This is a genomic window from Salinisphaera dokdonensis CL-ES53 (assembly GCF_040361215.1).
GTDB classification, from domain to species: Bacteria; Pseudomonadota; Gammaproteobacteria; order Nevskiales; family Salinisphaeraceae; genus Salinisphaera; species Salinisphaera dokdonensis.
In genome coordinates, this window is sequence record NZ_APND01000004.1 from 318,781 (window position 1) to 343,275 (window position 24,495).

Here is a 24,495-nt window from a genome sequence, read left to right on the forward strand (position 1 = left end):
TATTGAATAGAGTTGCGCTTAAGCCCGGCCACGCGTGAAGCGGCCGAATATGCCGGCCAACGCGCCGAAAGCCAGCATCAGGAAATAGATTCCGGTCCATGCGGGCAGGCTGATACCCAGGAATGCGCCCTTCACTTCGGCGCAGCTGGCGTCACCGCGCAGCACTGTCGAAAGCACCTCGGCAAGCGGCATCACGTCGACCAGATAATCGAGCCCTGGGCCGCATGCCGGCACCTGATCGGCGGGCAGATGCATCAACCATACGTGGCGCGCGGCGATCGCGGCGCCGAGTACGGCACTCAGCGCTGCCAGCGCGGAGTAGATGCGGCGCCCCCCTACTCCGGGCCCGTGCGCGAAACCGATCAGACAGAACAGACCCACGCCGGCCATCGCGATACGCTGAAAAATACACAGCGGGCAAGGGTCCAGGCCCTGGGCATACTGGAGATAATAGGCGAACGCCAAGGCGCCCGCGGCCGCGAGAAAGCCCGCGAGGAAATAGCTGCGTGTGGTCATGGCGCGATCATCCCATAGCGCCCGAAGACCGACAATGCGGTCAGCCTACTGACGATCAACGGCGTTCCGGCTCAGCCCCGACGACGTACCACGCCGTCATCGAGCATCTGCTGGAAATGCTCGACCACGGTCGCGCGCGCCGGGCGGAACTCCATATCCAGATCCCGTTTCGTATAGCTGTTATCGAAAGCCAGCGGATAGCCCACGTTGCGCGCCACGAACTTGCGCGCCAGCCCCTGGAATGGCCCGGCCACCCATAGCAGTGCCTTGGGCAGCTCGCGGGTCGGGAACGGATAGCGCTCACCGAACTCACCCCGCAGGGCCTCGCCCATTTCGAGCATGCTGAGGGTTTCACTATTGGTTATATGGCGCCCGCTCGCGTCCGGCGTAAAACCGGCCTTGATATGCGCCAGTGCCACATCGCGTACGTCGACCACGCCGAAATACAGCTCGGGCGCGCCCATCTTGAGTGTGCCGTCGGCAAACTGCTTCATCGTCGCCAGGCTGGTGGAGGCGCTGGCCTGGGTCAGCGACGGCCCAAGCACAAAGCCGGGGTTGATGGTCACAAGCTGCCAGCGATCCTGCTTTTCGTTGATCTGCCAGGCGCGGCGTTCGGCGCGCACCTTGGAATAGTTGTAGGGCTGGTGGTCGACGCTGCTCGTCGTGTTCCAGTGGGCTTCTGTGAAGGCGTCGATGCCGGCATCCGCCATGTCGGCGGCGTCGCCGTAGATCGCGACCACGCTGGATGTGAGCACTACGCGTTTGACGCTTTTTACCCGCTCCACGGCCTGGAGCACGTTCTCCGTGCCCTTCAGCGCCGGGTCCACCAGCTCCGCCTGCGCATCCTTGATGCCGGAGATGACGAACGGCGAAGCGGTATGAAAGACCACTTCGCAGCCCTGCATCGGCTCGTCGAAGGCGTTCTCGTCGAACAGGTCGGCGGCATACAGCGTCAGCGTGCCGGGCGCATCGGCCGCGATTGCTTCCAGATGCCCGACTTTCTTCTTGTTGGCCGGATCGCGAACCGTGGCATGAACGTCAATGCCGTCCTCGAGCAGATACTTGACCAGCCACGAAGCCACATAACCATTGCCGCCAGTCACAAGAACCGGCTTTGTCTTGTCGAACGTCATGGACGTACTCGATGAGTATTTGCGCTCATCCTATACAAAAGTCGCATACCGTGACCGGCTTAGCGCTGCGCTGCCTGTTCCAGTCGGCTTTCCAGCAGCTTCATGACCGCACGTTCCTGTCGCCCGGTGAGATCGCCCTCTTCCAGTTCCGCCTCGATCAAGGTATGGAAGTGGCTGAGCGTGCGCCCGTCCAGATAGCTTTCGATAACGCGCGGGTCGATATAACTGGCGCGCGCGATACTCGGCGTATTGCCCAGGCGCTCCGCCACCCGCTCGACCACCTCGCGGACATTCTTCTCGCTGATCTGATCGTCGTCATCCGGGCCGAGTTCGTCCAACGCCAGTGCGGCCAGCGAGGTACCCGCCCAGGTGCGAAAATCCTTGGCGCTATACGCCTCACCCATGATCTCTTGGATATAGTCGTTCAGATCGCGGCTATCCACGTCCACGCGATCACCATCGTCATCGTAGTACTTGAAGATCTCGTAGCCAGGCTGATCATCGAGCTCGGCCACGATCCGCGCCAGCCGCCTGTCCTCGACGACGCGATGCTGGGACTGGCCGCTCTTGCCGTTGTAATCGAAGATCAGCGCATCGTCTTCGATTGTCAGATGCTTGGAGCGCATGGTCGTGAGCCCGTAGGCATCGTTTTCGCGCGCATAGCGCTCGCTACCGGGACGAAAATAGGCCCCGTCGATCAGCCGCACCATGCACGCCAGCACCTTCTCGCGGCACATGGTCTTGCGCCGCAGATGCTGCCCGGTGGCACGCCGCATGGTCGAAAGCTGCCCCGCGAACGCCAGTATCCGGTCGAACTTCGCCTGCTCGCGGGCCTCACGCCAGTCGCTGTTGTAGACATACTGCTTGCGGCCTGCGGCGTCCCGCCCCGTAGCATGTACGCGGGCGCTCGGGTCCAGCGATATCTCGACGTCCTGCCATGCAGGCGGTACGGCCAGCGCCTTGATCCAGGCGCGCTGCTGCTTGTCTCGCAGCGTCTCGCCGCTAGGGAGGCGATAGGTAAATCCCTTGCCACAACGATGGCGGGTGACGACCTCGTGGCGAGTCTTGCTGTTTTCGGCCATGGCCTTCCTGTTCGCCGGCGAACGCCGGATTCAATCGATGCGCTTACGGCTTAGTCGGCGGGCGCGATGCGTCGCCATGCGCGGCGAAGCATTGACCAGCCAAACCCGCGCAACAATCCGGACTTTTTCGTAAGCGCGGGTGATAGAAGCGGCACAACGCGCGGCTATGCGGGCTAGCGGGGCATCGTCTGCTAGGGTCGATTCAGGATCGAATACGGGGGAACAATGGATCGAATCATCGCGCTCGCGGCACTTGTCGCATGCACAGGCCTGGTATCGGCCTGCTCAGACGCCGAATCGGTCAACAACAACGGGGGCGATCTCGACCACATTCGCGAGACCGGCACATTGCGGGTGGTCACGCGCAACGCACCGACCAGCTACTACATCGACCGGCACAAGAAACCGGCCGGTCCCGAACGCGCGCTCACCGCAGCCTTTGCTGAACATCTCGGCGTGGAGATCGAGTACCAGGTCAAGAATTCGATTAGCGGGGTGCTCGCCACGCTAGCCGCCGGTGACGCCGATATGGCTGCTGCCGGTTTGACGGCCACGCCTGCTCGACGCGAACGCTTTCGGTTTAGCGCGCCTTATCAGCAGGTACAGCAACAGGTCGTCTGCAACGCCGATAGCGCAAAGCCCGAGAACGTGTCGGAACTGGGCAATGTCTCGCTCGAGGTGATTGCCGACAGCAGTTACAGCGAACGGCTGGAATCGCTAAAGACCGACCACCCCGAACTGGACTGGACAGAAGACGACGAGGTCGGCACGGAACAGTTGCTGCATCAAGTCTGGGAAGGCGAGCTGGACTGCACCGTGGCGGATTCGAACATCGTGGATATCAACCGACGCTACTTCCCGCAGTTGAAAGTCATGTTCGATCTGCATGAGACGGAATCGCTCGCCTGGGCCCTGCCACCCCCGGCTGAGGCCCTGAAAACCCAGGCGTCCGATTGGCTGCAAAGCGCGGCCGGCAAGCAGGCTCGGACCGCGACCCAAGGTCGCTATTACGACTATCTGCCCGAGTTCGATTTCGTCGATCGCCGTGCGCTCGTGCGGCGCATCGATTCCGTGTTGCCCCGATACGACGGGCTGTTCGATCGCGCGGGCGAAACACACGCCCTGCCGCCGCTGTTACTCGCTGCCCAGGCTTACCAGGAATCGAAATGGGACCCGAAGGCGAAAAGCCCGACCGGCGTACGCGGCCTGATGATGCTCACCCGCCCTACCGCCAAGGCCATGGGCGTCAATAATCGTCTGGATCCTGCCGAAAGCGTACGCGGCGGCGCGAAGTATCTGGACCGGATGCGGGCGCGTATCGACGAGTCCGTACCCATGCCCGACCGGCTGTTCATGGCGTTGTCTGCCTACAACATCGGTCTGGCCCATGTTCGCGACGCCCAGAAACTCGCCACGCGTCTCGGCAAGAATCCGAAATCCTGGGCCGATCTCAAGCGGGTGCTGCCGCTACTCGCCGACAAACGCTATTACCCGTCGCTGAAATACGGCTATGCCCGTGGCCCCGAGCCGGTGCGCTATATCCATCGTATTCGTGACTACGAGGACGTGATTCGCAGGCACGTTCAGTAGACGCGCTAGTCGGCAAAGTCGAGAAACGATTGCAGCTCGGCGTATAACGCGTCGGGCGCTTCTTCCGGCACGAAATGGCCGCAGTTCAATGCCCGGCCCTGCACTTCGCGGGCGTAGTCGCGCCACACCGTGAGTACGTCGTAGCTTTTGTGCACGAAGCCGTGGGCGCCCCACAGCACGAGCAGCGGGCAGTCGATCTGCCTACCCTGCGCGCGATCCACGCGGTCATGTTCGAGATCGATCCCGGCGGCCGCGCGATAGTCCTCGCAGGTCGCGTGGATACAGGCGGGGTCGCGAAAGCAGCGTTCGTATTCGGCCACCGCAGCGGGGTCGAAAGATGCACCGGGTGCAGCCCAGCGCTTGAGTTTCTCGTTCAGGTAATACGCCGGGTCGGCGCCGATCATCCGCTCGGGCAGTCCGTCCGGCTGGATCAGGAAGAACCAGTGATAGTAGCCGTAAGCGAAATGCTGGTCGGCGGTCTCAAACATATGCAGCGTGGGCGCGATATCCAGCACGCATAGCCGCGAAAGCACGTCCGGATGATCGAGCGCCAGGCGATGGCCGACCCGTGCGCCGCGATCATGGCCCACCATATCGAAACGCTCGTGCCCGAAATGGCGCATGAGCGCCACGCAGTCATGGGCCATGGCCCGCTTGCTGTAAGCAGCGTGATTCACTCCACCCGGTGGCTTGGCGCTGTCGCCGTACCCGCGCAGGTCTGGACAGATCACGTGAAAATGCTGCGCCAGGCGCCCGACGAGTCGATGCCACATCACGTGCGTTTGCGGATAACCGTGCAGCAGTAGCAACGGCGGGCCACTGCCCGCGTGGGCGACATGCAATGTCACCTCGCCCGTGTCGACGTACGTGCTGTCGAACTCGTCCGGCATCGGCATCGTGACTTCCTTATTCGCTGCGTCGGCCGCGTCTCGCGCTACGCGCCCGCGATCAATCCAGTTCGGAGCCCAGCTTGAGCACCTGATCGCCATCCTCCTGCTCGATCAGATACGCGGGATTGTCGTCGCTACCCTCGCGCACGATTTCGGAGCCCTTCAGCGTCTTGCTCACGCGCTCCTTGTAGATCTGCATGATCCGGCCGTCGGCCGTGCCCTGGCCCCAGTTCCATTTCACCGTATCGCCAATCGAACGTGCCATGTGTCGCTCCTGTCGTTATGAAATACGGGCAAGCTACGCCGAGCCGCGAGCGTCGGTTGCCGTGCGTTTCAATCGTTGCTGCGCTGCTTGAACCATTTCAACGCGCCGGGCGCCATGCCGCGAAACTTGGGGTGTGCCGCCAACGGCGCGACCAGCAACGCGTCCGGAACGCACAGATCACGCACGGCGTGGTAAAGCTCGGAACGTGTCATGCGTGTATGCACGGCAAAGAGATCGTCGCGCAGCCAGACCGCGTCGAAGCTCGCCTGCAACGCCTGAGCGTCTGCGGCTTGTGCGTACACGAGATAGAAACGCAGCGGATCATCGGTCACCACGGCGGTCAGCGATCCGGCAGCGCCTGCCATTCGGCCCAGGGCGTATCACGCCCCGGCCAGGCGACGCTTTCGAAGCACCAGCGCTCGGCGATCCAGCGATGCAGCGCGTCATCGAGGCGCGATTCCAGCCCCGTATTCAGCTCGCTGTCCCGGACCCAGTAAAAGACCTGCACGTCGTAGCCCTGTTTTGGCGAGGGTTCGACATAGGCACAGCCGAGGCAGCGCCTATCGTCCGGCGTCATCACGGTATAAGCGAAGGACTGCCGGATCTGGAATTCCTTCTGATGCCAGCCAAGATCGATGAGGTCCTGCTCCAGCGACAGATCCGGCGCCGGCCAGCCATGCCCCGGGCCGAAAAGGTCTTCCAGGCGCGCCCGGCTGGTCATCACGGCGTCGTAGTCCTTGACCACGTCGTTAACCGTGAGCGGGCGCAGCATGAAGTCCTCACCCGTCAGTTGTTCTGGCACGTCGAAGTCATCGGGGACGAAAGGTTTCATGGGTAGCGTCGTTGCATAAACAAAAAATCAGCCGCGCCGTTAGTCGCTGGCGGCGGCCGCGGCGTGTGCTGACTGCCGGGCAATCCCAGCCAGACATTCGCGGATCCGCGCAGGCGTTGGTTCCTGATCCGCGCGCACCATCACGATCAGGCCCGTACCGTGGACGCGCGTGTCGGATGGCGGATTGCAGATCACCTCGCCGGTCTCGTCCGTATAGGCGAGCGCGGTGCCCAGGTCGGCCTGGATGAGCCCGGCGACCAGATCCGCCCAGCGTAGCCCGTCGACCGGTAGATTGTAGCGCTGGGAATGATCGCCGTGATGGGTGAACAGATTCTCCATCATCGTTTCCACGCCGGGCGACACGATGGCCCGCACGATCAATTCCGGGTAAGCACGAATCGGGCGGATCACCGAATGGGCGCCCAGGTCACGCAGCCGCTGGCGGTTGGCGTCGTTCACGCACTCGACGATCACATGGGTGCGATTACGATCGATGTGCTGCATCAGCCGGTGGGTGGTGTCGAACGTCAGGCTGTCGGCGTGGCGGTCGTAGTGGTCATGCGCCAGCACAACGATATGACGCGCGTTTTCTGGTTCGACGCGGGCAAGATCATCGGCATTGTCCGCCTCGCCGTGGCGATGCAGCGCGCCATGCGCACGCAGCGCATCCGGCAGGCCGTGCGGAAAGCCTGTCGTAAGGAACTGGATCGGGACCTCGGCGAAGGCCGGCGTCTCGCGGATCTGGCGCACGAGGATCTCGCAGTAGTGCGCGCCGTTGAACTTCGGCGTATTGATGACGAGCAGGTGGTCTTCCATATCCCAGTCCCATTTGCCTTCGATCATGCGCTGGCGGCGCTGCAGGCGGTAGTCGATATAGTCGCTGGCCAGTTGTGCAAGCACGGTGATGCCGACCGCGTAGAGCAGCACCGTGGTCGCAACGCGCCCGCCCACCGTCGCCGCCGAAAAGTCGCCGTAGCCGACGGTTGTGAGGGTGGTCAGCGTGAGCCAGATCGCGTCCGATACGCCGATGTCCTCGAACCAGAGCATCGCCAGCGTATGCGCGATCGCCACACCCAGCAGCACGAGCAGCAGCCGTCGTACACGGCTGCCGATATCGAAATACAGTTCGCGGGCGATGCGCTGGTGCGAACGTCGCCGCAGGCGTTTGAGTCGAATCTGGAGCATGGCGGCACGCACGGCCGGCGTCCGGCCCGCGGCGATGGTTATTCGTCAGACAGTGCCGTCACGATACCTGCTGGCCGCGCGGTTGCGAACGCTCGGGTGGTGCATCGAGACGACAAGCGGTGAGGGCTATCCCGAAGAGATCCCTCGTCAGGCGATATTCACCAGCGCGGTCAGCCCCCACAGCGCGAGCATGCCGACCGCGATCGTGTAGAAGATGCTGCGCGTGCGCCAGGCGACGACCGCTGCAATGAGCGCCGCGATCAGGTGCAGGTTGTCGATCCACAGATCGATCGCGCCGTCCTGAACGATCACCGCCGGCCAGATGATTGCCGACAACACCGCGGCCGGCACGAAACGCAGCGCGCGGCGCACGGCGGGCGGCATTTCCAGCGAGTCGATCATGGCGATGAACGACCAGCGCAACAGGAATGTCAGTAGCCCTGCCATGGCGATCGTGAGCCAGACCATGGTGGTGCTCATTCCTTCGCTCATGACTGCACCTCGTCACCCGCGAGCGTGGAGACGAGCATCCCCGTCGCAATGCCCGCAAGCGCGCCAAGGATCAGCCCGAGATTCCAGGGCAGCGCATGCCCTGCCACCGCGAGCGCGCCGCCCACCAGTGCCGCGGCAACCGTGCCCTTGTCGGTGATCGACGGCACGATCATCGCCATGAAGGTGAGCGGTATACCGAACTCCAGCCCCCAGGACTCCGGCAAGCGCGACCCTGCGACCGCGCCCACCACGGTGGCCACCTGCCAGCAAAGCCACAACGGCAGTGCGACGCCCAGATAAAAGGCGATGCGACGTGCCAGTTCCGGCCGGTCCGAGAACCCATAAAGCCCGAGCACATAGGCCTGATCGGTCAGCAGATAGCCGATCATCGCCTTGGTCCGTGCTCGCGCGCCACGAAAATGCGGTGCGATCGACGCGCTGTACATGGTGAAGCGCGCGTTGATGAAGAACACCGTAACCAGAATGATCAGCAGCGGCGCGCCGTCGTGAATGAGCTGGATCGCGGCAAGCTGTGACGCGCCGGCGAAAACGAGTACCGATAGCCCGCTCGCCGCCAGCGGCGACAGCCCGAGCCGTACCGCAACCACGCCCGCAATCAGCGCGAACGGCAATACGCCAATCAGCACCGGTGCCACCGCTCGTGCGCCGGCCAGAAAATCGTCGCGCAGTCGCGTCTGCCCGCTCATCGTTCGACTCCCCTGTTTACCCCAAGCGCGGCAACAAAGTGGCCGCAGAGGCGCGATCTTGCACGATACAGACAATGGCTGGAACCGTAGCAGTCGAGGGTGATTCTTGGATGCCATGCGCGAGCCGGCCACGACCGGACGCTATACCCGCGACAGCGGGCACTAGCGCATTGCCGGCTGGCTCGCGTAGATCGCGTAGCACAGCGCGAGCGCGGCGGTGTTCGTGGTCACCGGGTTGAACGCCTGGATCGGCAACGCCGGTGTAAACATCAGCGCGTCGACGAGCAGAAGCGCGAGCAACCCGGCAGCCAGGCTCACCGGCCACGGCGTGCGCCCATACATCGCCACGGCCGCCGCGATAGCGATCTCGAACACGCCCGCGATGGCCGCGAGCAGCGCGGGCGGTGGCGACAGATGATGCGTAGTCACCCAGGCGGTTTCCATCGGGCTCAGTCAGACAATCCCCGGACGAGGCCATGAAAGCCGAAGACAAAAGCCAGGGCATAGCGGCAGACGCGATTGATACGCGCCAGTTCAGCCATCGCCGGAAGTCGTGTCGTCCAGAAACCGTCGGTCATGATCCGAGCTCGGCAATACGCATTGATCGTAGCGACCGAAGATCGTGTAGCGGTTTCGCGCGATTCGGTCATAGCACCAGTCGCGCACCACGCGCGGGCATAGGCGTGCCACTGCGAGCAGTTTCCACGGCCAGCCGAGTTGAACCACGATTCGCAGGAAGGCGTCGCTTCTGTCGAATGCCCGATCGCCTTCGACATAAAGCATCGTGTCGAACGTCGTCGTCGGCATATCGAAATATTCGAGAATGCGCTGCCCGGCCGGCGACTGTACCGAAGCCAGTCGAAACAGGTGTTCATCATCGTGGCGGATAATGAACCGGGTCCACGCATTACAGAGTTTGCACACGCCGTCGAACAGGATCACACGCTCACCCGTGGCCACCGGGGCTGAAGATTGCTGCGTGCTCATGCTGCACCCAAGTGCTTGGCCACACACCGCACCGCTACAACCCCAGTTCGGACAAGCCCGGATGATCGTCCGGGCGCCGGCCCAGCGGCCAATGGAACTTGCGTTGATCCTCGCTTATCGGCAGATCGTTGATGCTGGCGATACGGCGGCGCATGAGGCCATCCTCGCTGAACTCCCAGTTCTCGTTGCCGTACGCGCGAAACCAGGCGCCGGTGTCGTCATGCCATTCGTAGGCAAAGCGCACCGCGATCCGGTTGCCATCGGTCACCCACAGTTCCTTGATCAGGCGGTAGTCGAGTTCCTCGTTCCACTTGCGCTGTAGGAACGCCACGATCTGCTCACGGCCTTTCAGGAACTCGCTGCGATTACGCCATTCGCTGTCCGGCGTATACGCGAGCGATACCTTTTCCGGATCGCGCGAGTTCCAGGCGTCCTCCGCCATGCGCACCTTCTGTGCTGCGCTTTCGTTATCGAACGGCGGAAACGGCGGCTTGGATTCGTCGGCCATCACGGCTCCAGAGTTGCCAAACGGGTCCGTGCATCATGCACGACGACCGCTCATTCCTGCAGCCACCGGCCGCACTCGCCAGGTTCTGCGGCGAGCCAAGTAATCAGAGCAGTACGAGCGACATCAGCCACACGACGATGATGCCGGTAATGCCCTGGATGAGCGTTGCCATCGTCTGCGCGCGATACGCCAGCGCCACCGGCATGCGGCTGAACTGCGACACCACCCAGAAGAAACTGTCGTTCGCGTGCGAAACCGTCATCGCACCCGCGCCAATGGCCAGCACGCACAGCGCGCGGCCCATCTCGCTGTCGAGGCCGATATCGCCCAGCAGCGGCGCGACCAGCGCGGAGGTGGCAACCAGCGCCACGGTCGACGAACCCTGCGCCGTCTTAAGCGCCGCGGCCACGGCAAACGGCATGAAGATGCCGATTCCCATCGTGGACAATGTCTCGCCGATGAAATCCGCCAGCGGCGTGGCCTTCAGCACCGCGCCGAACGCGCCGCCCGCGCCGGTGATCATCAAAATGGGTGCGGCCGCCGTGATGCCGCCAGCCACGCGATCCTGCAAGGCATCGCGGCGATCGGTTTTCGGCAACAGCGGGAATGCGGCGACCAGCCCTAGCGCCAACGCGATCAACGGGTCACCCAGGAACTGGAGCGTGGACGACAAACCGCCCTCGCCCAACGGCGCGGATGGAAATGCCGCGACCGAACCCAGGCAGATCAACACGATCGGAATCAGGATCGGCGCAAACGACGCGAACGCACTCGGCAGCGTGCCGTGCTTTTCACGAAACGCGGCGAACGCGTCCTCGGCGTTCAGCTCGTCTGCGTCGTCCGTCAGCAACCCCGCCTGTGCATCGTCACGCCCGAGAAATCGGTTGGCCCACAGCATGCCGGCCATCGCCGTAACGAGTGCGACAAAGGCGCCAAGCAGGATTACCAGCCCCAGATTGTTGCCGATGCCGAGATTGCCGGCCGCCGCAATCGGACCCGGCGTGGGCGGCACAAACGTATGCGTGGCATAGAGGCCGGTCGCCAGCGCGACACTCATCGCCGTCACCGACACATTCATGCGTGCCGCGACCGCATTCTTCAGCGAGTTGAGAATCACGTAACCCGAATCGCAGAACACCGGTATCGACACCAGATAGCCGATCAGCGACATGGTGAGCGTGGGAAAGCGCTGGCCCAGCGCACGGATGATCGTCTCCGCCATCGTCAACGCCGCCCCGCTTTTCTCGAGGATCACGCCGATGATCGTGCCGAACACGATCACCAGCCCAATGCTGCCCAGGATGCCGCCAAATCCCTCGCCGATCGCTTCCACGACGTCGGCCGCCGGCACGCCATAGGCCAGCCCGCCAATCAGCGCAGCGAACAGCAGAACGAGAAACGGATGCAGTTTGAGGCCGGAGGTCGCGAATACGATGAACGCGATCAGGGCGACGAGAATCAGGGTGTAGAGCATGACGGCGGTAGCAATGTGGGGATGGCTGGGCGGCCATATGCTGCCCGAAACCGCCCTCGCGGCGAAACTTACAGCGTCGCTTGGCCGAGTGGCTTCGTCTATCCGCGCAACATGCTCTTATTGCCCGGAAATTGGGGTCTGTCCCTATTATTAATGTCGACGTTTAAACCCTTGATACTCACTTTCATTCTTTTCTCCCGCTTATTATCTAACGCCGAAGCTTAGTTGCCGGCCGAAGCGCGATAGCGCTTTGGGCGGCAACTGTCGCGACCTGTTAGGCGTTTTATTTCTCCTTGGTATCTTCTAGTTCTTTAAGTAGTTTTTTAACCTTTTCTTCTTTTTCTTCTTTGGTCTGACCGTTATCAAAAAACTCAACATAAGCGGCGCGAAGGGCTCGGAAGAAGAAAAATATAGCGATTAAATACCCTACGACAGAAATCGCCCCCAAGAGAGTTGATGCTATGAAACCCAGGCAGAGAAAAATCAACCCCTGAATCGTTAGATACAACGCAGCATGCATGCTCAACAAATGAGCCCGATTTCCCCGAACCTCATCGGGCTCGGAAAGATCCTGGTACAGGCTCGCCAGCTCAAAAAGAACGTTTTCTCGGCGATACTTTCTACTCAATCGCCCGCCAATGTCAGCAATCAAGTTGACTATGAGTTTCGCAGCTTCGTAGCAAAGCCAGAAGACAAAGGAGCCTAATGCGCCTTGGATAATTACGGGAAGATCTACGATCTTTTGCCAGAGTTCCATTAAGCTCCCTTTGTGCCTAACGCCGAAGCTCAGCCGACGCCGAAGTGGGCGAAGCCTGCCGAGGGTATCCAAAACGCGGCAGCGTTTTGGGCGATCGGCTGCAGCGCTTTGTTATGCGCTTACTCTTCTTTCGGAGGCTTGGGCTTAGTCGGATTGTCACCTTGACTGGTTGACGGCTGATATCCACTTTCCGGTTTCGGCTTGTGGTTGGGATGAGGTAACTTTGGCTTCCACCCTTTTTTACTAGGCTGATAGCCTTCATCAATGCGTTTTTTACGGTCAGGCATTTGTCTAGCCTCTTAATTTATTCAAAGTCAAAAAATTCGATCGCAGAAATATCTGATTTCAAGATAAGAACGCCAGCGCTCCTATTCTTAACACGGTCAAAACCATTTTGGTCATCTAATAACCAACTTTCTTCCAGATAGATTTGCTCTTCAGCTGGTGTGCTAGATGCAAACGATTTTGAAGAAAAGCATCCGGCGTATATCTTTCCGCCCGCTGTATGTACTTTTACCCAATACGATTTTCTTTGCGAGAAAATAAAATCCCAAGAATTAGACGTTGGATGTGGAGCAAACGTTTGGAATAGCTGAGCCTTACGGAGCTGCCACCAAGCTAAAGCACCCAAGATCGGTAAGACGAACAATACAACAGCGAACAGTAAACTTAGCCAGACTGGATGATTTAAGCTCCAATCAGAACGAGCTGTGAGATACAGAGGTGCTCCGACAACAGCGTAAATTGCACAACTGTAGGCTACCGCATCAATTAACTTAGCCGACCCCTCGCTGGGTACGAGAATTTCGTACGTTTTCGACGCGACAAATCCAGGTATAGCGAACGCAACGAATAGAACGAGGCTATCCGGGGTCCAAATATTCATAAAACGCTATCTCGCAGAAAGCACGGGGTCAGGCCTTGCATTGCCACATACGCGACGCTTCGAAACCCCACGTTGAGTCTTTCAACGCAGTAAAACGCAGCATTACGATGCCAGCAGCCAAAATTGCTCGCACGGCCGTGCGATTGAAGTATTTCGCCATTTGCCCGACTCCCTTGCATGATCGCCCCGCCCCAAATTTACAACGCGCATGGGCGTGCCCGGATCAGTCGAACCTACCCAAAACCACCTGCATCCCGCAACAATACTTTTGGACATAAAAAAGGCCCGCCGAAGCGAGCCTTTCATCGAGCCATTCTTTCGAGAACGCCCTATTTCTTGATGCCGCCCTTGGTCAGGTCGGCCGGATCGAGCAGCCGATCGATCTCTTCTTCGCTCAAGTCGGTCTGCTCAAGGGTGAGTTCCTTCACCGGGCGGCCTTCCTTGTAGGCCTGCTTGGCGATGGCCGCACCCTTGTCGTAGCCGATCACCGAGTTGAGTGCGGTGACGAGAATCGGGTTCTTCGAGAGCGCGTCGTTGAGGTTGTCCTGATTCACGGTGAAGCTGGCGATGGCCTTGTCGGCCATGACCTGGCTGGTGTTGGCGAGCAGTTCGATGCTCTGCAGCAGGTTGTAGGCGATGACCGGCAGCATGACGTTGAGCTGGAAGTTGCCGGACTGCCCCGCCACGGTGATGGTGCTGTCGTTGCCGATGACCTGGGCACTGACCATGGCAGCGGCTTCCGGGATCACCGGGTTCACCTTGCCGGGCATGATGCTGGAGCCGGGCTGCAGGGCTTCGAGCTGGATTTCGCCGAGGCCGGCCAGCGGGCCGGAGTTCATCCAGCGCAGGTCGTTGGCGATCTTCATCATCGAGACGGCGATCGTCTTGAGCTGACCGGACAGCTCCACCGCGGCATCCTGAGAAGACAGGCTTTCGAAATAGTTGCTGCTGGGCTCGAAGCGGCAGCCGCTGGCGGTACCGATGGCCTTGGCGAAACGCTCGCCGAATTCGGGATGCGCGTTGATGCCGGTGCCGACCGCCGTGCCGCCCTGGGCGAGATGACGCAGGCGCACGAGCGCGGACTCGACCCGGGCGATGCCGGAATCGATCTGTGTGGCCCAGCCGCCGAGTTCCTGGTCGAAGCGTACCGGCATGGCATCCATGAGATGGGTGCGGCCGGTCTTGACCACTTCCGAAAGCTCTTCGCCCTTATTGCGCAGGGTGTCGCGCATGTGGGTGAGCGCGGGCAGCAGCTTGCGTTCGCCTTCGATGACGGCGGCAACGTGGATGGCGGTCGGGATCACGTCGTTGGACGACTGGCCCATGTTGACGTGGTCGTTCGGGTGCACGGTCTGGCCGGCGGCCTTGGTGGCGAGATGGGCGACCACCTCGTTGGTGTTCATGTTGCTCGACGTACCCGAGCCGGTCTGGAAGATATCGACCGGGAAGTGATCGTCGTACTGGCCTTCGGCCACGGCCGTGGCGCTGTCGATGATGGCCTGGGCGATATCCGCATCGAGCAGACCCAGATCGCGGTTGACCTCGGCAGCGGCGGCCTTGATCAGACCCAGCGCGTTGATCATGGCGCGCGGCGCGCGCAGATCCGAGATCGGGAAGTTGTCGACGGCACGCTGCGACTGGGCGCCCCAGAGCGCGTCGGTGGGCACCTTGAGTTCGCCCATGCTGTCTTTCTCGATCCGGTAATCGTCCTGTGGGGCCATCGATCGCTCCTCTTTAAGGTTGCTGGCGACCGGGCGCGGACCCGGTCGGGGTAAAGTCCAGCGTGCTCGCACCGGCGACGCACGCCCTTTGAATTCGGTAGAATCCGCGATTCTATCACTGCCCTTTTTACGGACGCGTGCCCATGGCCATGCAACTCACAGCGCTGTCTGCGATTTCCCCGATCGACGGCCGTTATGCCGACAAGACCTGGGATCTGCGCGAGATCTGCAGCGAATACGGTCTGATCCGCTACCGGCTGATCGTGGAGATCCGCTGGCTGCAGGCGCTCGCCGCCGAACCGGAGGTGGGCGATATCGAGCCGCTGTCCGAATCGGCGACCGATTACCTGGAAAGCGTGATTGCGGATTTCGATATCGGCGAAGGCCAGCAGGTGAAGTCGATCGAGGACACGACCAATCACGACGTGAAGGCGGTCGAGTATTACCTGCGCAACAAGATCAAGAACTTCGAAGAGATCGCGCACGTCAACGAGTTCATCCACTTCGGCTGCACGTCCGAGGACATCAACAACCTCGCCTACGCGCAGATGCTGCGTGATGCGCGCGACGACAACATGCTGCCGGCGATCGACCGCGTGATCGAGGCGATCGCTGCGATCGCAGAAAGCGAGGCGGAAACGCCCATGCTCTCGCGCACCCACGGCCAGTCGGCCTCGCCGACCACGCTGGGCAAGGAAATGGCGGTGTTCGTACAGCGCCTGCGCCGCCAGCGCGCGCTGCTCGCCGAAGTCACCATCTTCGGCAAGATGAATGGCGCGGTGGGCAACTACAACGCGCATCTGGCGGCCTATCCGAACGCGGACTGGCCCGGCATTGCCACGCGCTTCATCCGTGGCATGAACCTGGAAGTCAGCCCGGCGACCACGCAGATCGAACCGCATGACTTCATCGCCGAGTTCTTCCATGCGCTGATGCGTATCAACACGGTGCTGCTGGATTTCTCGAAGGACGTCTGGGGCTATATCTCGGTGGGCTACTTCAAGCAGGCCACGGTTGAGGGCGAAGTCGGCTCGTCGACCATGCCGCACAAGGTGAACCCGATCGATTTCGAGAACGCCGAGGGCAATCTCGGGCTGGCGAACGCGATCATGGATCATCTGGCGGCCAAGCTGCCGATCTCGCGCTGGCAGCGCGACCTCACCGACTCCACCGTGCTGCGCAATCTCGGCGTGGGCCTGGCACACGGCAGCGTGGCCTATGCCTCGCTGCTCAAGGGCATCAACAAGCTCGAGTCCAACGCCGAGCGCCTGGATGCCGACCTGGAAGACAACTGGATCGTGCTCGCGGAAGCCGTGCAGACGGTGATGCGTATTCGCGGCATCAGCGGCGCCTATGAGCAGCTCAAGGCGCTGACCCGCGGCAAGGTGATCGATGCCGATGCCATGCGCACGTTCATCGAATCGCTGGATATTCCGGCCGATGACAAAGCACGCCTGAAGGCCATGCGTCCGCAGGATTATGTCGGCAACGCGCCCGAACAGGCACGCGCCGTTCGCGGCACGCAAGGCTAGGCGCGGGTATGGATGTCTATGAGGCGATAGCCACGCGCCGCTCGGTGCGGCATTTCGACCCCGAACACCGGATGGCGGACACCGAGGTGCGCGAGCTCATGGAGCATGTGCTGCTCTCGCCCACTGCGTTCAATATCCAGAACTGGCGTTTCGTGGCCGTCGAAGACGACGCGCTACGCGGCGAGATTCGCAAGGCGGCCTGGGATCAGGCCCAGATCACCGAATGCTCGCTGCTGCTGGTGCTCTGCATGGACTTGAAGAGCTGGGCCAAGGCGCCGGAGCGCTACTGGCGCAACGCGCCGGCGAACGTCGCCGACGGAATGGTGCGCGAGATCAAGCACTTCTACCGCGACGACGAAGCCCTGCAGCGTGACGAGGGCATGCGCTCCTGTGGCATGGCCGCCCAGACGGCGATGCTGGTCGCCCGCGCGATGGGCTACGATTCCTGCCCGATGGACGGCTTCGACTTCAAGCGGGTCGGCCATCTCATCGACCTGCCGCCGGATCACCGCATCTGCATGATGATCTGTATCGGCAAGACGCTGAAAGGTGCGCATCCGCGCAGCGGTCAGCTCGATCTCGACGAGGTCTTCATGCGTGACCGCTTCCCGGAAAGCGAGTACGAAACGGAATAGCCTTCGCCGCGCGGGCGCGGCTGGGCGCGTGCCAGCCTACTCTTCGGGCGGCACGTTTTCGTATTCGCGGATGCGTTCACGGATCGTTTCCGGCACGCGCATGCTGGTCTGGGCGCCGAAATCGAACCACACCACCACGGTCTCGTAGACCGCGATCACGTCTTCGGTTTCCGCAAAGAACAGGCACTGCTCCAACTCGAAGCTCGCGCGACCGATGCGTTTGACGCGCGTGCCGATCTCTACATCCGCGGGAAATCGCAGCTGCTGGCGAAAGCTGCAGCGCAGATCCGCGAGGATCGGGCCATCGCTGGTCTGGGTATCACCGCCGTCGGCAATCATGTGAATGTAGTCGATACGACCATCTTCGGAGTATCGATAGAACACGGTGTTGTTCACATGACCGAGGCTGTCCATTTCGCCCCATTTCACTGTGATCGGCACATAGTGGGCGTAATCGGACCGGGTCGGTTGACGCATGCAGGCTCCCTGGCTCATCCATTTTTCCATACGCCGGCGTATTGACACGTCACGGCAAGTCAGCAACATTATACGGAAGTCCTATGATGCAGCGCCGCATGACCAAATCGCAGAAAGTGATGCTGACCGCCCAGGATTGGGCCGAAGCCGCGCTCGACGCCATCGGGCTGCGCGGTGTGGAAGGCGTGGCGGTCGAGCCGCTGGCCCGCGACCTGGGCGTGACCAAGGGCAGCTTCTACTGGCACTTCCCTAACCGGGAAGCGTTGCTGGTGGCTGCGCTCCAGCGCTGGGAAGCGCGCGAAACCGATGATGTGCTCGGCCGCGTACAGCAGGAAACCGATCCACGGGCGCGCATCAAGCGCCTGATCACCGAGGTGAATACATCCAAGCGCGCCAGCCGCGTCTACATGGCGCTTTCCAGCGCGACCAAGCCGGCATTCGTGCGCGATTATGTGGAGCGGGTATCCAAGCGCCGGCTCGATTTCATTGTCGACAGCTACGCCGCGCTCGGGCTGTCGGCCGACAACGCGCGCCGCTGGGCGCTCATGACGTTCTCGGTCTTTCTCGGCGCGCTGCAGATCCGGCGCGATCTGCCAGGCGAATGGCCGAGCGCCGATGAACCGGCATTCGCCGAGTACGTACGCTTTCTGATGGTCAGTCTCATGCCCTCGGAACTTGATGCCGCCACCGACGCGCCGCCGCCGGTTACCGGCTGGGCCGCCAACAGCGGCGGCCAGGAATTCTAAAACGGAGGTTGTTATGACAGCTCTATTATCAATTCTGGTCGCGATCGCGGCCGTCTGGACGCTGGCTTATGTCGGCGCGCCACTGGCGGCGTGGAGCGCGGCCGTGGTCGTCTACTTCGGCCTGCTGGCCGCAGTCGGCGCGATCGGCTGGGTGGGCGTGATCATCGCCGCCGTGGTCTTCGTGCCGATCCTGGCGATCTTCAACACCACGAGCCTGCGCAAGAAGATCGTCACCGCGCCGATCTTCAAGGGCTTCAAAGCCGTCCTGCCGCCCATGTCGGACACCGAGCGCGAAGCGCTGGAAGCCGGCAGCACCTGGTGGGAAGCCGAGATGTTCCGCGGCAAGCCGGACTGGCAGTATCTGCTGGACTTCAAACGCACCCAGCTCACCGATGAAGAGCAGTCGTTCCTCGAGAACGAGACCGAAACGCTCTGCGAAATGCTCGACGAGTGGGAAGTGGTAGCCGAACTCAAGGACCTGCCGGAATCCGCCTGGCAGTACATCCGCGATAACAAATTCTTCGCCATGCTCATCCCCAAGGAGCACGGTGGCCTGGGCTTTTCCGCAGTCGCGCAGTCCACGGTGGTCGCCAAGATCGCCTCGCGCTCGCTGACCGCGGCAATCACCGTCATGGTTCCGAACTCGCTCGGCCCGGGCGAGCTGCTCGTGCATTACGGCACTAAGGAACAGCAGCAGAAATGGCTCCCCGGCCTGGCGGACGGCAGCCAGATCCCCTGCTTTGGCCTGACCGGCCCGGAAGTCGGCTCCGACGCCGGCGCGCTGCCGGATACCGGCATCGTCTGCAAGGGCGACTACAACGGCGAAGAAGTGCTGGGCATGAAGCTCACCTTCTCCAAGCGCTGGATCACCCTCGCGCCGGTCGCCACGGTGATCGGCCTGGCGTTCAAGCTGTATGACCCGGAAGGTCTGCTCGGCGACGAGAACAAGACCGATTACGGCATCACCTGCGCGCTGATCTCGTCGGAAGAACCCGGCGTGGAAATCGGCCGTCGTCATGCCCCGGGCGCGTTCATGAATGGCCCGATCTACGGTGAAGACGTGTTCGTGCCGCTGGACGCCATCATCGGCGGCCAGGAAAAGGCCGGCGGCGGCTGGCGCATGCTGGTCGAATGCCTGTCGGCAGGTCGCGGCATCTCGCTGCCGGCGCTGTCCTCGGCCGCTTCGAAGACCGCGTATCGCATGACCGGCGCGTTCGGTCGTATCCGTCGCCAGTTCAAGGTGCCAGTCGGCAAGTTCGAAGGCGTACAGGAAGCCACCGCGCGTATCGGCGGCTTGAACTACAAGATGGAAGCCGCGCGTATCTTCACCGCATCGGGCGTGGACCAGTGCACGCCGTCGGTGGTCACGGCCATGGCCAAGTACCACATGACCGAGTGGATGCGTCAGATCGTCAACGACTCCATGGACGTCCACGGCGGTCGTGGTATCCAGCAGGGTCCGCGCAACTATCTGTTCGGCTCCTATCAGTCGGTGCCGATCGCGATCACGGTCGAGGGTGCGAACATTCTCACCCGCAGCCTGATGATCTTCGGCCAGGGCTCGATCCGCTGCCATCCCTACGTCTTCGACGAAATGGAAGCGGCGCGCAAGGACGATCTGGACGAGTTCGATCATCTGCTGTGGTCGCACGTCGGCCATTCGGTCAACCGTGCCGCGCGTACGCTGACCTTCGGCCTGTCCGGTTCGATCACCGCCAAAGCGCCGGTCGACGGCGTCGCAGCGCCCTACTATCGCAAGCTCGAGCGTTTCTCCTCGGCGCTGGCGATCTGTTCGGACATCACCATGGGCATGCTCGGCGGCGAGCTGAAGAAGAAGGAACTGCTCTCGGCGCGTCTGGGTGACGTGCTTTCCGAGCTGTACTTCGGCTCGGCCACGCTCAAATACTTCTACGACGAAGGCAAGAGCGACGCCGAAGACATCGCGCATCTGCATTACGTGATGGAAGATTGCCTGCACAAGATCGAGGAAGCCTTCGACGGCTTCTTCCGCAACTTCCCGAGCGCGTTCGTGGGCGGCGCCATGCGCGTGCTGGTGTTCCCCACCGGCCGTCGCCACAAGGGCCCGAGCGACAAGCTCATCAATGCCCTGGGTGATGCCATCCTCGAGCCGTCGGCCTTCCGTGACCGGATGACCGCCAACATCTATCTCGGCACGGACGAGCGTAGCGCTACCGGCCGTATGGAGAAGGCGTTCAACAAGCTGATCGAGGTCGAGCCGGTTTACGACAAGTTCGCCAAGGCCATCTCCAAGGGCGAAGTCTCCGGCTTCACCGTGGACGCGCAACTGGCGGACGCGGTCAAGAACGACATTCTGACCGAGGCCGAAGCCAAGCAGGTGAAGGAATACGACGACCTGCGCTACGACGCAATCCTCACCGATGCATTCAGCAAGGACTACCTGCGGGATCCGATCTCGCACCAGCACGAGGACAAGCGCCTCGAATCGCGCGTCGCCTAGCCCACGCTGGCACGCGCACCGCCTTTCGCGGTACAAGGCCCGGGAGTTCTCTTCCGGGCCTTTTTTATGTCCGACGATCTAAACGCTGCCTTCGAAGCCACCCGTTATCGGGTCTTCATCGACGACAACAGCCACGTGCTGACAATCGGCGCGCCCTGCCCTGAACCACTCGCGGTCTGGGTACAACGCCATGCGCCGGGGGGTTGCGCCTGGCTGATCACAGCCTTCAACCCGAACGCCGAACAGATCGATGCCGAGCGTAATCGGGGGCGAGATGCGCTGCTTCATGCCTGGGTCGCACGGCGGGCCAGCGCCTGGCTCGAAACGGTCAACGAGGATCCCGCGGACGACTGGCCCGACGAGCCGGGCGTGTTCGTGATTGGCATCGAGGAAGGAGAAGTTCGTGCACAGGCGCGCCGCTTTGCGCAGGCGGCGATCGTCGCGGTGCCTGCGGACGGCCCCGTTACGCTGGTCTGGTTCTAGCTCGGAAAACGTCCGGGATACACGGAGCCGGTGGCACGCCAATACGTTCGATCAACGCCCCGGTCAGCTGTGTCCGCTTACAAGGCCACGACATTCAGAGCGTGTCTCATCGATCGCTATGCCCGAGGCCGCGTTCCGGGTCGATTCGGTCGCGGATCAACTGCTTGATCGGCTTGGGCTCCGGAAAGCCGCCATCGCGCTTGCGCGAGTGCAGCAGTTCGCCGTCGAGATGGATCTCGAACACGCCGGAACCGGCCGGTACGATCGCGACCTCTCCGAGCGCCTCGCCGAAAGTCGTGAGCAGTTCCTGTGACATCCAGGCGGCGCGGGCGACCCAGCGACAGCCGGGACAGTAATGAATTTCGACGCGTGGAGACGGCACGATCAGCTACTGGTCGGCGCGCCAGACAACGCACGATAAGCCTCGACGAACGACTGCGGCATACGCCGCGCCCGGCCGCTCGAGAGCTTGACGGTGACGTACTGGGTACGGGCACGGAACACCGTACGGCCGTCGGCGACACGCCGGAATTGGAAACCGCGCCACATGGTCAGGCGACCGTCGTTCTCGGCGATCCAGGTGGCGACTTCCAGCTCATCGCCGAGATAGGCCGGCATGAGATAGTCGAGTTCGTGGCGGTGCACCACGCAGGCCGCATCGAGATCGACATAGGTCTGCCAGTCGATACCCAGCGCTTCGGTATGGTGCCAGGCAGCCTGCTCCATGAATGTGAGATACATGGCGTTATTCATGTGCTCGAGACGGTCGATATGCGCCTCGTCCACGGTGAACGCCGACACGAACGGCGCTTCAATATCCCAGTCGTCACTGCGCGGCATCGCGCGACCTCTCAAGCGTGCAATGAAAAACGTTGGCAAGCCTAGCGCGCCGCCGGGCTTTCATACCAGCCGGGCATAAAAAAGCCGGCATGCAGAAACATGCCGGCCGGTACGCAACGCGCGTTTACTAGCGCGCGGAAGCGACCTGCATGTCGGGCGGCGTACCGACGACTTCATACAGGCCGGTCAGCCACTGCTCGGCGTCTGCATCGCCAGCGAACAGGCTTGCGTAGTTCGCCTGCACCTGATGCTCGAATGCCTGCGTATCTTCGGCATGCATCATGTAAGCGAGCGTTTCGAGATTTTCGCCCTGGCCACGCGCGGCTTCGCGCTTGATCATGGCCATCTGCGAGCCGACGAACTCGCGCCGTGCGGCATGCGTGCGCGCATCCACGTCGTTGGCGGTGTTGGTGGTCACGTTGCTGGTGCCCTGGACCGCATTGGTCGTGGCGTCGGCAATACGCGCGGTACCGTCGACAATGGTGTCGGAGGTGATGGTGATCTGCGAACAGCCGGCAAGTGCCGTGCCCGCCAGTGCCAATGCACCCAGACGAATCATAGGCCGCATATGGAACTCCCTGTTTGTAATGTAAAGAACTGACATTAGAGCTTGAATCCACTGTACTCGCAACTGGTTCGGGATTTCCGATGCCTTGAACGAGTTCGATAGACCCCCACTATCATTCATATCGTGATGCATGCCGCCGGGAGACTCGCGTTTCGCGTTATACTCGGCGGGATAAACCGCATACTTCCGAACGATCGAAAAAGCTATGGCCGCACATCAGGAAGACGTCGAAACACTGGTCGCCGAACGCGAATACGAACCCGGCTTCGTCACCGACCTCGAATCCGATACCGTTGCGCCCGGGCTGGACGAGGATGTCATCCGCTTCATCTCGGCCAAGAAGGAAGAGCCGGAGTGGATGCTTGAATGGCGTCTCGAGGCGTTTCGTCAGTGGAAGCAGATGCGCACGCCGAAATGGCCGCATCTGCACTACAAGCCTATCGATTATCAGGCGATCTCCTACTATTCCGCGCCCAAGAGCGCCAAGGACAAGCCCAAGAGCCTCGACGAGGTCGATCCCAAGCTGCTTGAGACCTACGCCAAGTTGGGCATTCCCCTGCACGAACAGGAAATGCTGGCCGGCGTCGAAGGCGCGACCCATCCCGGCGCCAAGAGCAATAACGTCGCGGTCGACGCGGTGTTCGACAGTGTCTCGGTGGCGACCACCTTCAAGCAGAAACTGGCCGATGCCGGCGTGATCTTCTGTTCGATCTCGGAAGCGATCCGCGAGCATCCGGAACTGGTCAAGAAGCATCTCGGTTCGGTTGTGCCGCGCGGGGACAACTTCTTTGCGGGTCTGAACGCGGCGGTGTTCACCGACGGTTCGTTCGTCTACATCCCCAAGGGCGTGCGTTGCCCGATGGAGCTGTCGACCTACTTCCGTATCAACGCCGAGAACACCGGTCAGTTCGAGCGCACGCTGATCATTGCCGAGGAAGGCAGTCATGTGAGCTATCTCGAAGGCTGCACCGCGCCGCAGCGCGACGAGAACCAGCTGCATGCGGCCGTAGTCGAGCTGGTTGCCGAGGCCGACGCCGAGATCAAGTATTCGACGGTCCAGAACTGGTATCCGGGCGACGAAAACGGCAAGGGCGGCATCTTCAACTTCGTCACCAAGCGTGGCGATTGCCGCGGTGATCGTTCCAAGATCTCCTGGACCCAGGTCGAGACCGGTTCGGCGATCACGTGGAAGTATCCGAGCTGCGTGCTTAACGGCAATGATTCGGTCGGCGAGTTCTACTCGGTCGCGGTGACCCGCGGCATGCAGCAGGCCGATACCGGCACGAAGATGATCCACGTGGGCAAGAACACCAAGTCCACGATCATCGCGAAGGGCATCTCGGCCGCACGCGGCGAGCAGTCCTATCGTGGGCTGGTGAAGATCCTGCCCAGCGCCGACAACGCCCGTAACTTCACGCAGTGCGATTCGCTGCTGATTGGCGACAAGTGCGGTGCGCACACGTTCCCGTACGTCGAGACCAAGAACTCGACCGCCAAGCTTGAACACGAGGCCACCACCTCCAAGATCGGTGATGACCAGATGTTCTACTGCCAGCAGCGCGGGCTGTCCGAAGAGGACGCCGTGAACCTGATCGTTAACGGCTTCTGCAAGGACGTCTTCAAGGAGCTGCCGATGGAGTTCGCGGTCGAGGCGCGCGCGTTGCTTAACGTCACGCTGGAAAACGCCGTCGGCTGATCGCCCGCGACAGC

General features: G+C 61.7%; 28 protein-coding genes. 7 read left to right on the forward strand and 21 right to left on the reverse strand.

Annotated elements, in window-relative coordinates:
• Positions 1–18: 18 nt before the first annotated feature.
• The 3 genes from SADO_RS13855 to SADO_RS13865 all read right to left on the reverse strand — a co-directional run bounded on the left by SADO_RS13855 (position 19) and on the right by SADO_RS13865 (position 2,731).
• On the reverse strand, positions 19–516 hold the full coding sequence (locus tag SADO_RS13855; RefSeq protein WP_353112389.1) for a disulfide bond formation protein B: 498 nt from the start codon (positions 514–516) through the stop codon (positions 19–21).
• Between the two features lie 71 nt (positions 517–587).
• Complete coding sequence (locus tag SADO_RS13860; RefSeq protein WP_353112391.1) at positions 588–1,649, reverse strand: NAD-dependent epimerase/dehydratase family protein; 1,062 nt, start codon at positions 1,647–1,649, stop codon at positions 588–590.
• Positions 1,650–1,708: 59 nt separating this feature from the next.
• Entirely contained in the window at positions 1,709–2,731 is a 1,023-nt protein-coding gene (locus tag SADO_RS13865; RefSeq protein WP_353112393.1) for a DNA topoisomerase IB, read from the reverse strand.
• Between the two features lie 225 nt (positions 2,732–2,956).
• Here SADO_RS13865 and mltF point away from each other — a divergent pair, with 225 nt between their 5' ends.
• Positions 2,957–4,321, forward strand: a complete 1,365-nt coding sequence (mltF, locus tag SADO_RS13870) for a membrane-bound lytic murein transglycosylase MltF (protein ID WP_353112395.1) — start codon at positions 2,957–2,959, stop codon at positions 4,319–4,321.
• A 5-nt stretch (positions 4,322–4,326) separates the two neighbouring features.
• On the opposite strand, the gene SADO_RS13875 is transcribed toward mltF, so the two are convergent.
• The 14 genes from SADO_RS13875 to SADO_RS13940 form a co-directional block, all read right to left on the reverse strand.
• Positions 4,327–5,217 carry an alpha/beta fold hydrolase gene (locus SADO_RS13875; protein ID WP_353112397.1) on the reverse strand — a complete coding sequence of 297 codons (891 nt, stop codon included), beginning with the start codon at positions 5,215–5,217 and terminating at the stop codon, positions 4,327–4,329.
• A 52-nt stretch (positions 5,218–5,269) separates the two neighbouring features.
• Positions 5,270–5,476, reverse strand: a complete 207-nt coding sequence (locus tag SADO_RS13880) for a hypervirulence associated TUDOR domain-containing protein (RefSeq protein ID WP_353112399.1) — start codon at positions 5,474–5,476, stop codon at positions 5,270–5,272.
• A gap of 68 nt (positions 5,477–5,544) precedes the next feature.
• Positions 5,545–5,841: a hypothetical protein gene (locus SADO_RS13885; protein WP_353112401.1), complete on the reverse strand. Its 297-nt coding sequence runs from the start codon at positions 5,839–5,841 to the stop codon at positions 5,545–5,547.
• Positions 5,817–6,308 carry a GNAT family N-acetyltransferase gene (locus SADO_RS13890; protein WP_353112403.1) on the reverse strand — a complete coding sequence of 164 codons (492 nt, stop codon included), beginning with the start codon at positions 6,306–6,308 and terminating at the stop codon, positions 5,817–5,819. The genes SADO_RS13885 and SADO_RS13890 overlap by 25 nt, the downstream gene beginning before the upstream one ends.
• A 39-nt stretch (positions 6,309–6,347) precedes the next feature.
• Positions 6,348–7,493, reverse strand: coding sequence for an ion channel (locus tag SADO_RS13895; protein WP_353112405.1), 1,146 nt, complete (start codon positions 7,491–7,493; stop codon positions 6,348–6,350).
• Positions 7,494–7,640: 147 nt separating this feature from the next.
• Complete coding sequence (locus SADO_RS13900; protein ID WP_353112407.1) at positions 7,641–7,985, reverse strand: AzlD domain-containing protein; 345 nt, start codon at positions 7,983–7,985, stop codon at positions 7,641–7,643.
• Positions 7,982–8,692, reverse strand: a complete 711-nt coding sequence (locus SADO_RS13905) for an AzlC family ABC transporter permease (RefSeq protein WP_353112409.1) — start codon at positions 8,690–8,692, stop codon at positions 7,982–7,984. The genes SADO_RS13900 and SADO_RS13905 overlap by 4 nt, the downstream gene beginning before the upstream one ends.
• A gap of 162 nt (positions 8,693–8,854) precedes the next feature.
• Positions 8,855–9,136, reverse strand: a complete 282-nt coding sequence (locus SADO_RS13910) for a DoxX-like family protein (protein ID WP_353112411.1) — start codon at positions 9,134–9,136, stop codon at positions 8,855–8,857.
• 90 nt (positions 9,137–9,226) lie between these two features.
• The gene (locus SADO_RS13915; protein WP_353112413.1) at positions 9,227–9,679 is read right to left on the reverse strand and encodes a thiol-disulfide oxidoreductase DCC family protein; all 453 of its coding nucleotides are present in this window, start codon (positions 9,677–9,679) and stop codon (positions 9,227–9,229) included.
• Positions 9,680–9,713: 34 nt separating this feature from the next.
• Positions 9,714–10,187: a nuclear transport factor 2 family protein gene (locus tag SADO_RS13920; protein ID WP_353112415.1), complete on the reverse strand. Its 474-nt coding sequence runs from the start codon at positions 10,185–10,187 to the stop codon at positions 9,714–9,716.
• A 103-nt stretch (positions 10,188–10,290) separates the two neighbouring features.
• Positions 10,291–11,661, reverse strand: coding sequence for a GntP family permease (locus SADO_RS13925; protein WP_353112417.1), 1,371 nt, complete (start codon positions 11,659–11,661; stop codon positions 10,291–10,293).
• A 283-nt stretch (positions 11,662–11,944) separates the two neighbouring features.
• Positions 11,945–12,418, reverse strand: a complete 474-nt coding sequence (locus SADO_RS13930) for a hypothetical protein (protein WP_353112419.1) — start codon at positions 12,416–12,418, stop codon at positions 11,945–11,947.
• A gap of 304 nt (positions 12,419–12,722) precedes the next feature.
• On the reverse strand, positions 12,723–13,304 hold the full coding sequence (locus SADO_RS13935; RefSeq protein WP_353112421.1) for a DUF6338 family protein: 582 nt from the start codon (positions 13,302–13,304) through the stop codon (positions 12,723–12,725).
• Between the two features lie 329 nt (positions 13,305–13,633).
• Positions 13,634–15,025 carry a class II fumarate hydratase gene (locus tag SADO_RS13940; protein WP_353112423.1) on the reverse strand — a complete coding sequence of 464 codons (1,392 nt, stop codon included), beginning with the start codon at positions 15,023–15,025 and terminating at the stop codon, positions 13,634–13,636.
• 149 nt (positions 15,026–15,174) lie between these two features.
• Between SADO_RS13940 and purB the strand changes: the two genes are divergently transcribed.
• Both purB and SADO_RS13950 read left to right on the forward strand, forming a co-directional pair.
• Positions 15,175–16,557, forward strand: a complete 1,383-nt coding sequence (gene purB / locus SADO_RS13945) for an adenylosuccinate lyase (RefSeq protein WP_353112691.1) — start codon at positions 15,175–15,177, stop codon at positions 16,555–16,557.
• Positions 16,558–16,565: 8 nt separating this feature from the next.
• Positions 16,566–17,192 carry a nitroreductase family protein gene (locus SADO_RS13950; RefSeq protein ID WP_353112425.1) on the forward strand — a complete coding sequence of 209 codons (627 nt, stop codon included), beginning with the start codon at positions 16,566–16,568 and terminating at the stop codon, positions 17,190–17,192.
• Between the two features lie 36 nt (positions 17,193–17,228).
• Here the strand turns inward: SADO_RS13950 and SADO_RS13955 are convergent, their stop codons facing one another.
• On the reverse strand, positions 17,229–17,669 hold the full coding sequence (locus SADO_RS13955; protein ID WP_353112427.1) for an acyl-CoA thioesterase: 441 nt from the start codon (positions 17,667–17,669) through the stop codon (positions 17,229–17,231).
• Between the two features lie 83 nt (positions 17,670–17,752).
• Between SADO_RS13955 and SADO_RS13960 the strand changes: the two genes are divergently transcribed.
• From SADO_RS13960 to SADO_RS13970, 3 genes are all read left to right on the forward strand, one after another.
• Positions 17,753–18,415 (forward strand): TetR/AcrR family transcriptional regulator, encoded by a 663-nt coding sequence (locus SADO_RS13960; RefSeq protein WP_353112429.1) that lies wholly within the window; start codon positions 17,753–17,755, stop codon positions 18,413–18,415.
• A gap of 13 nt (positions 18,416–18,428) precedes the next feature.
• A complete protein-coding gene (locus SADO_RS13965) occupies positions 18,429–20,894 on the forward strand; it encodes an acyl-CoA dehydrogenase (protein WP_353112431.1) in 2,466 nt (821 codons plus the stop codon).
• Positions 20,895–20,960: 66 nt separating this feature from the next.
• Complete coding sequence (locus SADO_RS13970; RefSeq protein WP_353112433.1) at positions 20,961–21,377, forward strand: DUF3293 domain-containing protein; 417 nt, start codon at positions 20,961–20,963, stop codon at positions 21,375–21,377.
• A gap of 106 nt (positions 21,378–21,483) precedes the next feature.
• Here the strand turns inward: SADO_RS13970 and SADO_RS13975 are convergent, their stop codons facing one another.
• The 3 genes from SADO_RS13975 to SADO_RS13985 all read right to left on the reverse strand — a co-directional run bounded on the left by SADO_RS13975 (position 21,484) and on the right by SADO_RS13985 (position 22,785).
• On the reverse strand, positions 21,484–21,762 hold the full coding sequence (locus SADO_RS13975; protein ID WP_353112693.1) for an Rdx family protein: 279 nt from the start codon (positions 21,760–21,762) through the stop codon (positions 21,484–21,486).
• Positions 21,762–22,217, reverse strand: a complete 456-nt coding sequence (locus SADO_RS13980) for an acyl-CoA thioesterase (RefSeq protein ID WP_353112435.1) — start codon at positions 22,215–22,217, stop codon at positions 21,762–21,764. The genes SADO_RS13975 and SADO_RS13980 overlap by 1 nt, the downstream gene beginning before the upstream one ends.
• Before the next feature lie 127 nt (positions 22,218–22,344).
• On the reverse strand, positions 22,345–22,785 hold the full coding sequence (locus SADO_RS13985; RefSeq protein WP_353112437.1) for a DUF3015 family protein: 441 nt from the start codon (positions 22,783–22,785) through the stop codon (positions 22,345–22,347).
• Positions 22,786–22,990: 205 nt separating this feature from the next.
• Between SADO_RS13985 and sufB the strand changes: the two genes are divergently transcribed.
• Positions 22,991–24,481: a Fe-S cluster assembly protein SufB gene (gene sufB / locus SADO_RS13990; RefSeq protein WP_353112439.1), complete on the forward strand. Its 1,491-nt coding sequence runs from the start codon at positions 22,991–22,993 to the stop codon at positions 24,479–24,481.
• Positions 24,482–24,495 lie beyond the last annotated feature (14 nt).

What these genes read in the sequence shown, in the direction of transcription:
- SADO_RS13855 (WP_353112389.1), bottom strand. Translation starts at nt 516, where the DNA reads ATGACCACACGCAGCTATTTCCTCGCGGGCTTTCTCGCGGCCGCGGGC.
- SADO_RS13860 (WP_353112391.1), bottom strand. Translation starts at nt 1,649, where the DNA reads ATGACGTTCGACAAGACAAAGCCGGTTCTTGTGACTGGCGGCAATGGT.
- SADO_RS13865 (WP_353112393.1), bottom strand. Translation starts at nt 2,731, where the DNA reads ATGGCCGAAAACAGCAAGACTCGCCACGAGGTCGTCACCCGCCATCGT.
- mltF (WP_353112395.1), top strand. Translation starts at nt 2,957, where the DNA reads ATGGATCGAATCATCGCGCTCGCGGCACTTGTCGCATGCACAGGCCTG.
- SADO_RS13875 (WP_353112397.1), bottom strand. Translation starts at nt 5,217, where the DNA reads ATGCCGATGCCGGACGAGTTCGACAGCACGTACGTCGACACGGGCGAG.
- SADO_RS13880 (WP_353112399.1), bottom strand. Translation starts at nt 5,476, where the DNA reads ATGGCACGTTCGATTGGCGATACGGTGAAATGGAACTGGGGCCAGGGC.
- SADO_RS13885 (WP_353112401.1), bottom strand. Translation starts at nt 5,841, where the DNA reads ATGGCAGGCGCTGCCGGATCGCTGACCGCCGTGGTGACCGATGATCCG.
- SADO_RS13890 (WP_353112403.1), bottom strand. Translation starts at nt 6,308, where the DNA reads ATGAAACCTTTCGTCCCCGATGACTTCGACGTGCCAGAACAACTGACG.
- SADO_RS13895 (WP_353112405.1), bottom strand. Translation starts at nt 7,493, where the DNA reads ATGCTCCAGATTCGACTCAAACGCCTGCGGCGACGTTCGCACCAGCGC.
- SADO_RS13900 (WP_353112407.1), bottom strand. Translation starts at nt 7,985, where the DNA reads ATGAGCGAAGGAATGAGCACCACCATGGTCTGGCTCACGATCGCCATG.
- SADO_RS13905 (WP_353112409.1), bottom strand. Translation starts at nt 8,692, where the DNA reads ATGAGCGGGCAGACGCGACTGCGCGACGATTTTCTGGCCGGCGCACGA.
- SADO_RS13910 (WP_353112411.1), bottom strand. Translation starts at nt 9,136, where the DNA reads ATGGAAACCGCCTGGGTGACTACGCATCATCTGTCGCCACCGCCCGCG.
- SADO_RS13915 (WP_353112413.1), bottom strand. Translation starts at nt 9,679, where the DNA reads ATGAGCACGCAGCAATCTTCAGCCCCGGTGGCCACGGGTGAGCGTGTG.
- SADO_RS13920 (WP_353112415.1), bottom strand. Translation starts at nt 10,187, where the DNA reads ATGGCCGACGAATCCAAGCCGCCGTTTCCGCCGTTCGATAACGAAAGC.
- SADO_RS13925 (WP_353112417.1), bottom strand. Translation starts at nt 11,661, where the DNA reads ATGCTCTACACCCTGATTCTCGTCGCCCTGATCGCGTTCATCGTATTC.
- SADO_RS13930 (WP_353112419.1), bottom strand. Translation starts at nt 12,418, where the DNA reads ATGGAACTCTGGCAAAAGATCGTAGATCTTCCCGTAATTATCCAAGGC.
- SADO_RS13935 (WP_353112421.1), bottom strand. Translation starts at nt 13,304, where the DNA reads ATGAATATTTGGACCCCGGATAGCCTCGTTCTATTCGTTGCGTTCGCT.
- SADO_RS13940 (WP_353112423.1), bottom strand. Translation starts at nt 15,025, where the DNA reads ATGGCCCCACAGGACGATTACCGGATCGAGAAAGACAGCATGGGCGAA.
- purB (WP_353112691.1), top strand. Translation starts at nt 15,175, where the DNA reads ATGCAACTCACAGCGCTGTCTGCGATTTCCCCGATCGACGGCCGTTAT.
- SADO_RS13950 (WP_353112425.1), top strand. Translation starts at nt 16,566, where the DNA reads ATGGATGTCTATGAGGCGATAGCCACGCGCCGCTCGGTGCGGCATTTC.
- SADO_RS13955 (WP_353112427.1), bottom strand. Translation starts at nt 17,669, where the DNA reads ATGCGTCAACCGACCCGGTCCGATTACGCCCACTATGTGCCGATCACA.
- SADO_RS13960 (WP_353112429.1), top strand. Translation starts at nt 17,753, where the DNA reads ATGATGCAGCGCCGCATGACCAAATCGCAGAAAGTGATGCTGACCGCC.
- SADO_RS13965 (WP_353112431.1), top strand. Translation starts at nt 18,429, where the DNA reads ATGACAGCTCTATTATCAATTCTGGTCGCGATCGCGGCCGTCTGGACG.
- SADO_RS13970 (WP_353112433.1), top strand. Translation starts at nt 20,961, where the DNA reads ATGTCCGACGATCTAAACGCTGCCTTCGAAGCCACCCGTTATCGGGTC.
- SADO_RS13980 (WP_353112435.1), bottom strand. Translation starts at nt 22,217, where the DNA reads ATGCCGCGCAGTGACGACTGGGATATTGAAGCGCCGTTCGTGTCGGCG.
- SADO_RS13985 (WP_353112437.1), bottom strand. Translation starts at nt 22,785, where the DNA reads ATGCGGCCTATGATTCGTCTGGGTGCATTGGCACTGGCGGGCACGGCA.
- sufB (WP_353112439.1), top strand. Translation starts at nt 22,991, where the DNA reads ATGGCCGCACATCAGGAAGACGTCGAAACACTGGTCGCCGAACGCGAA.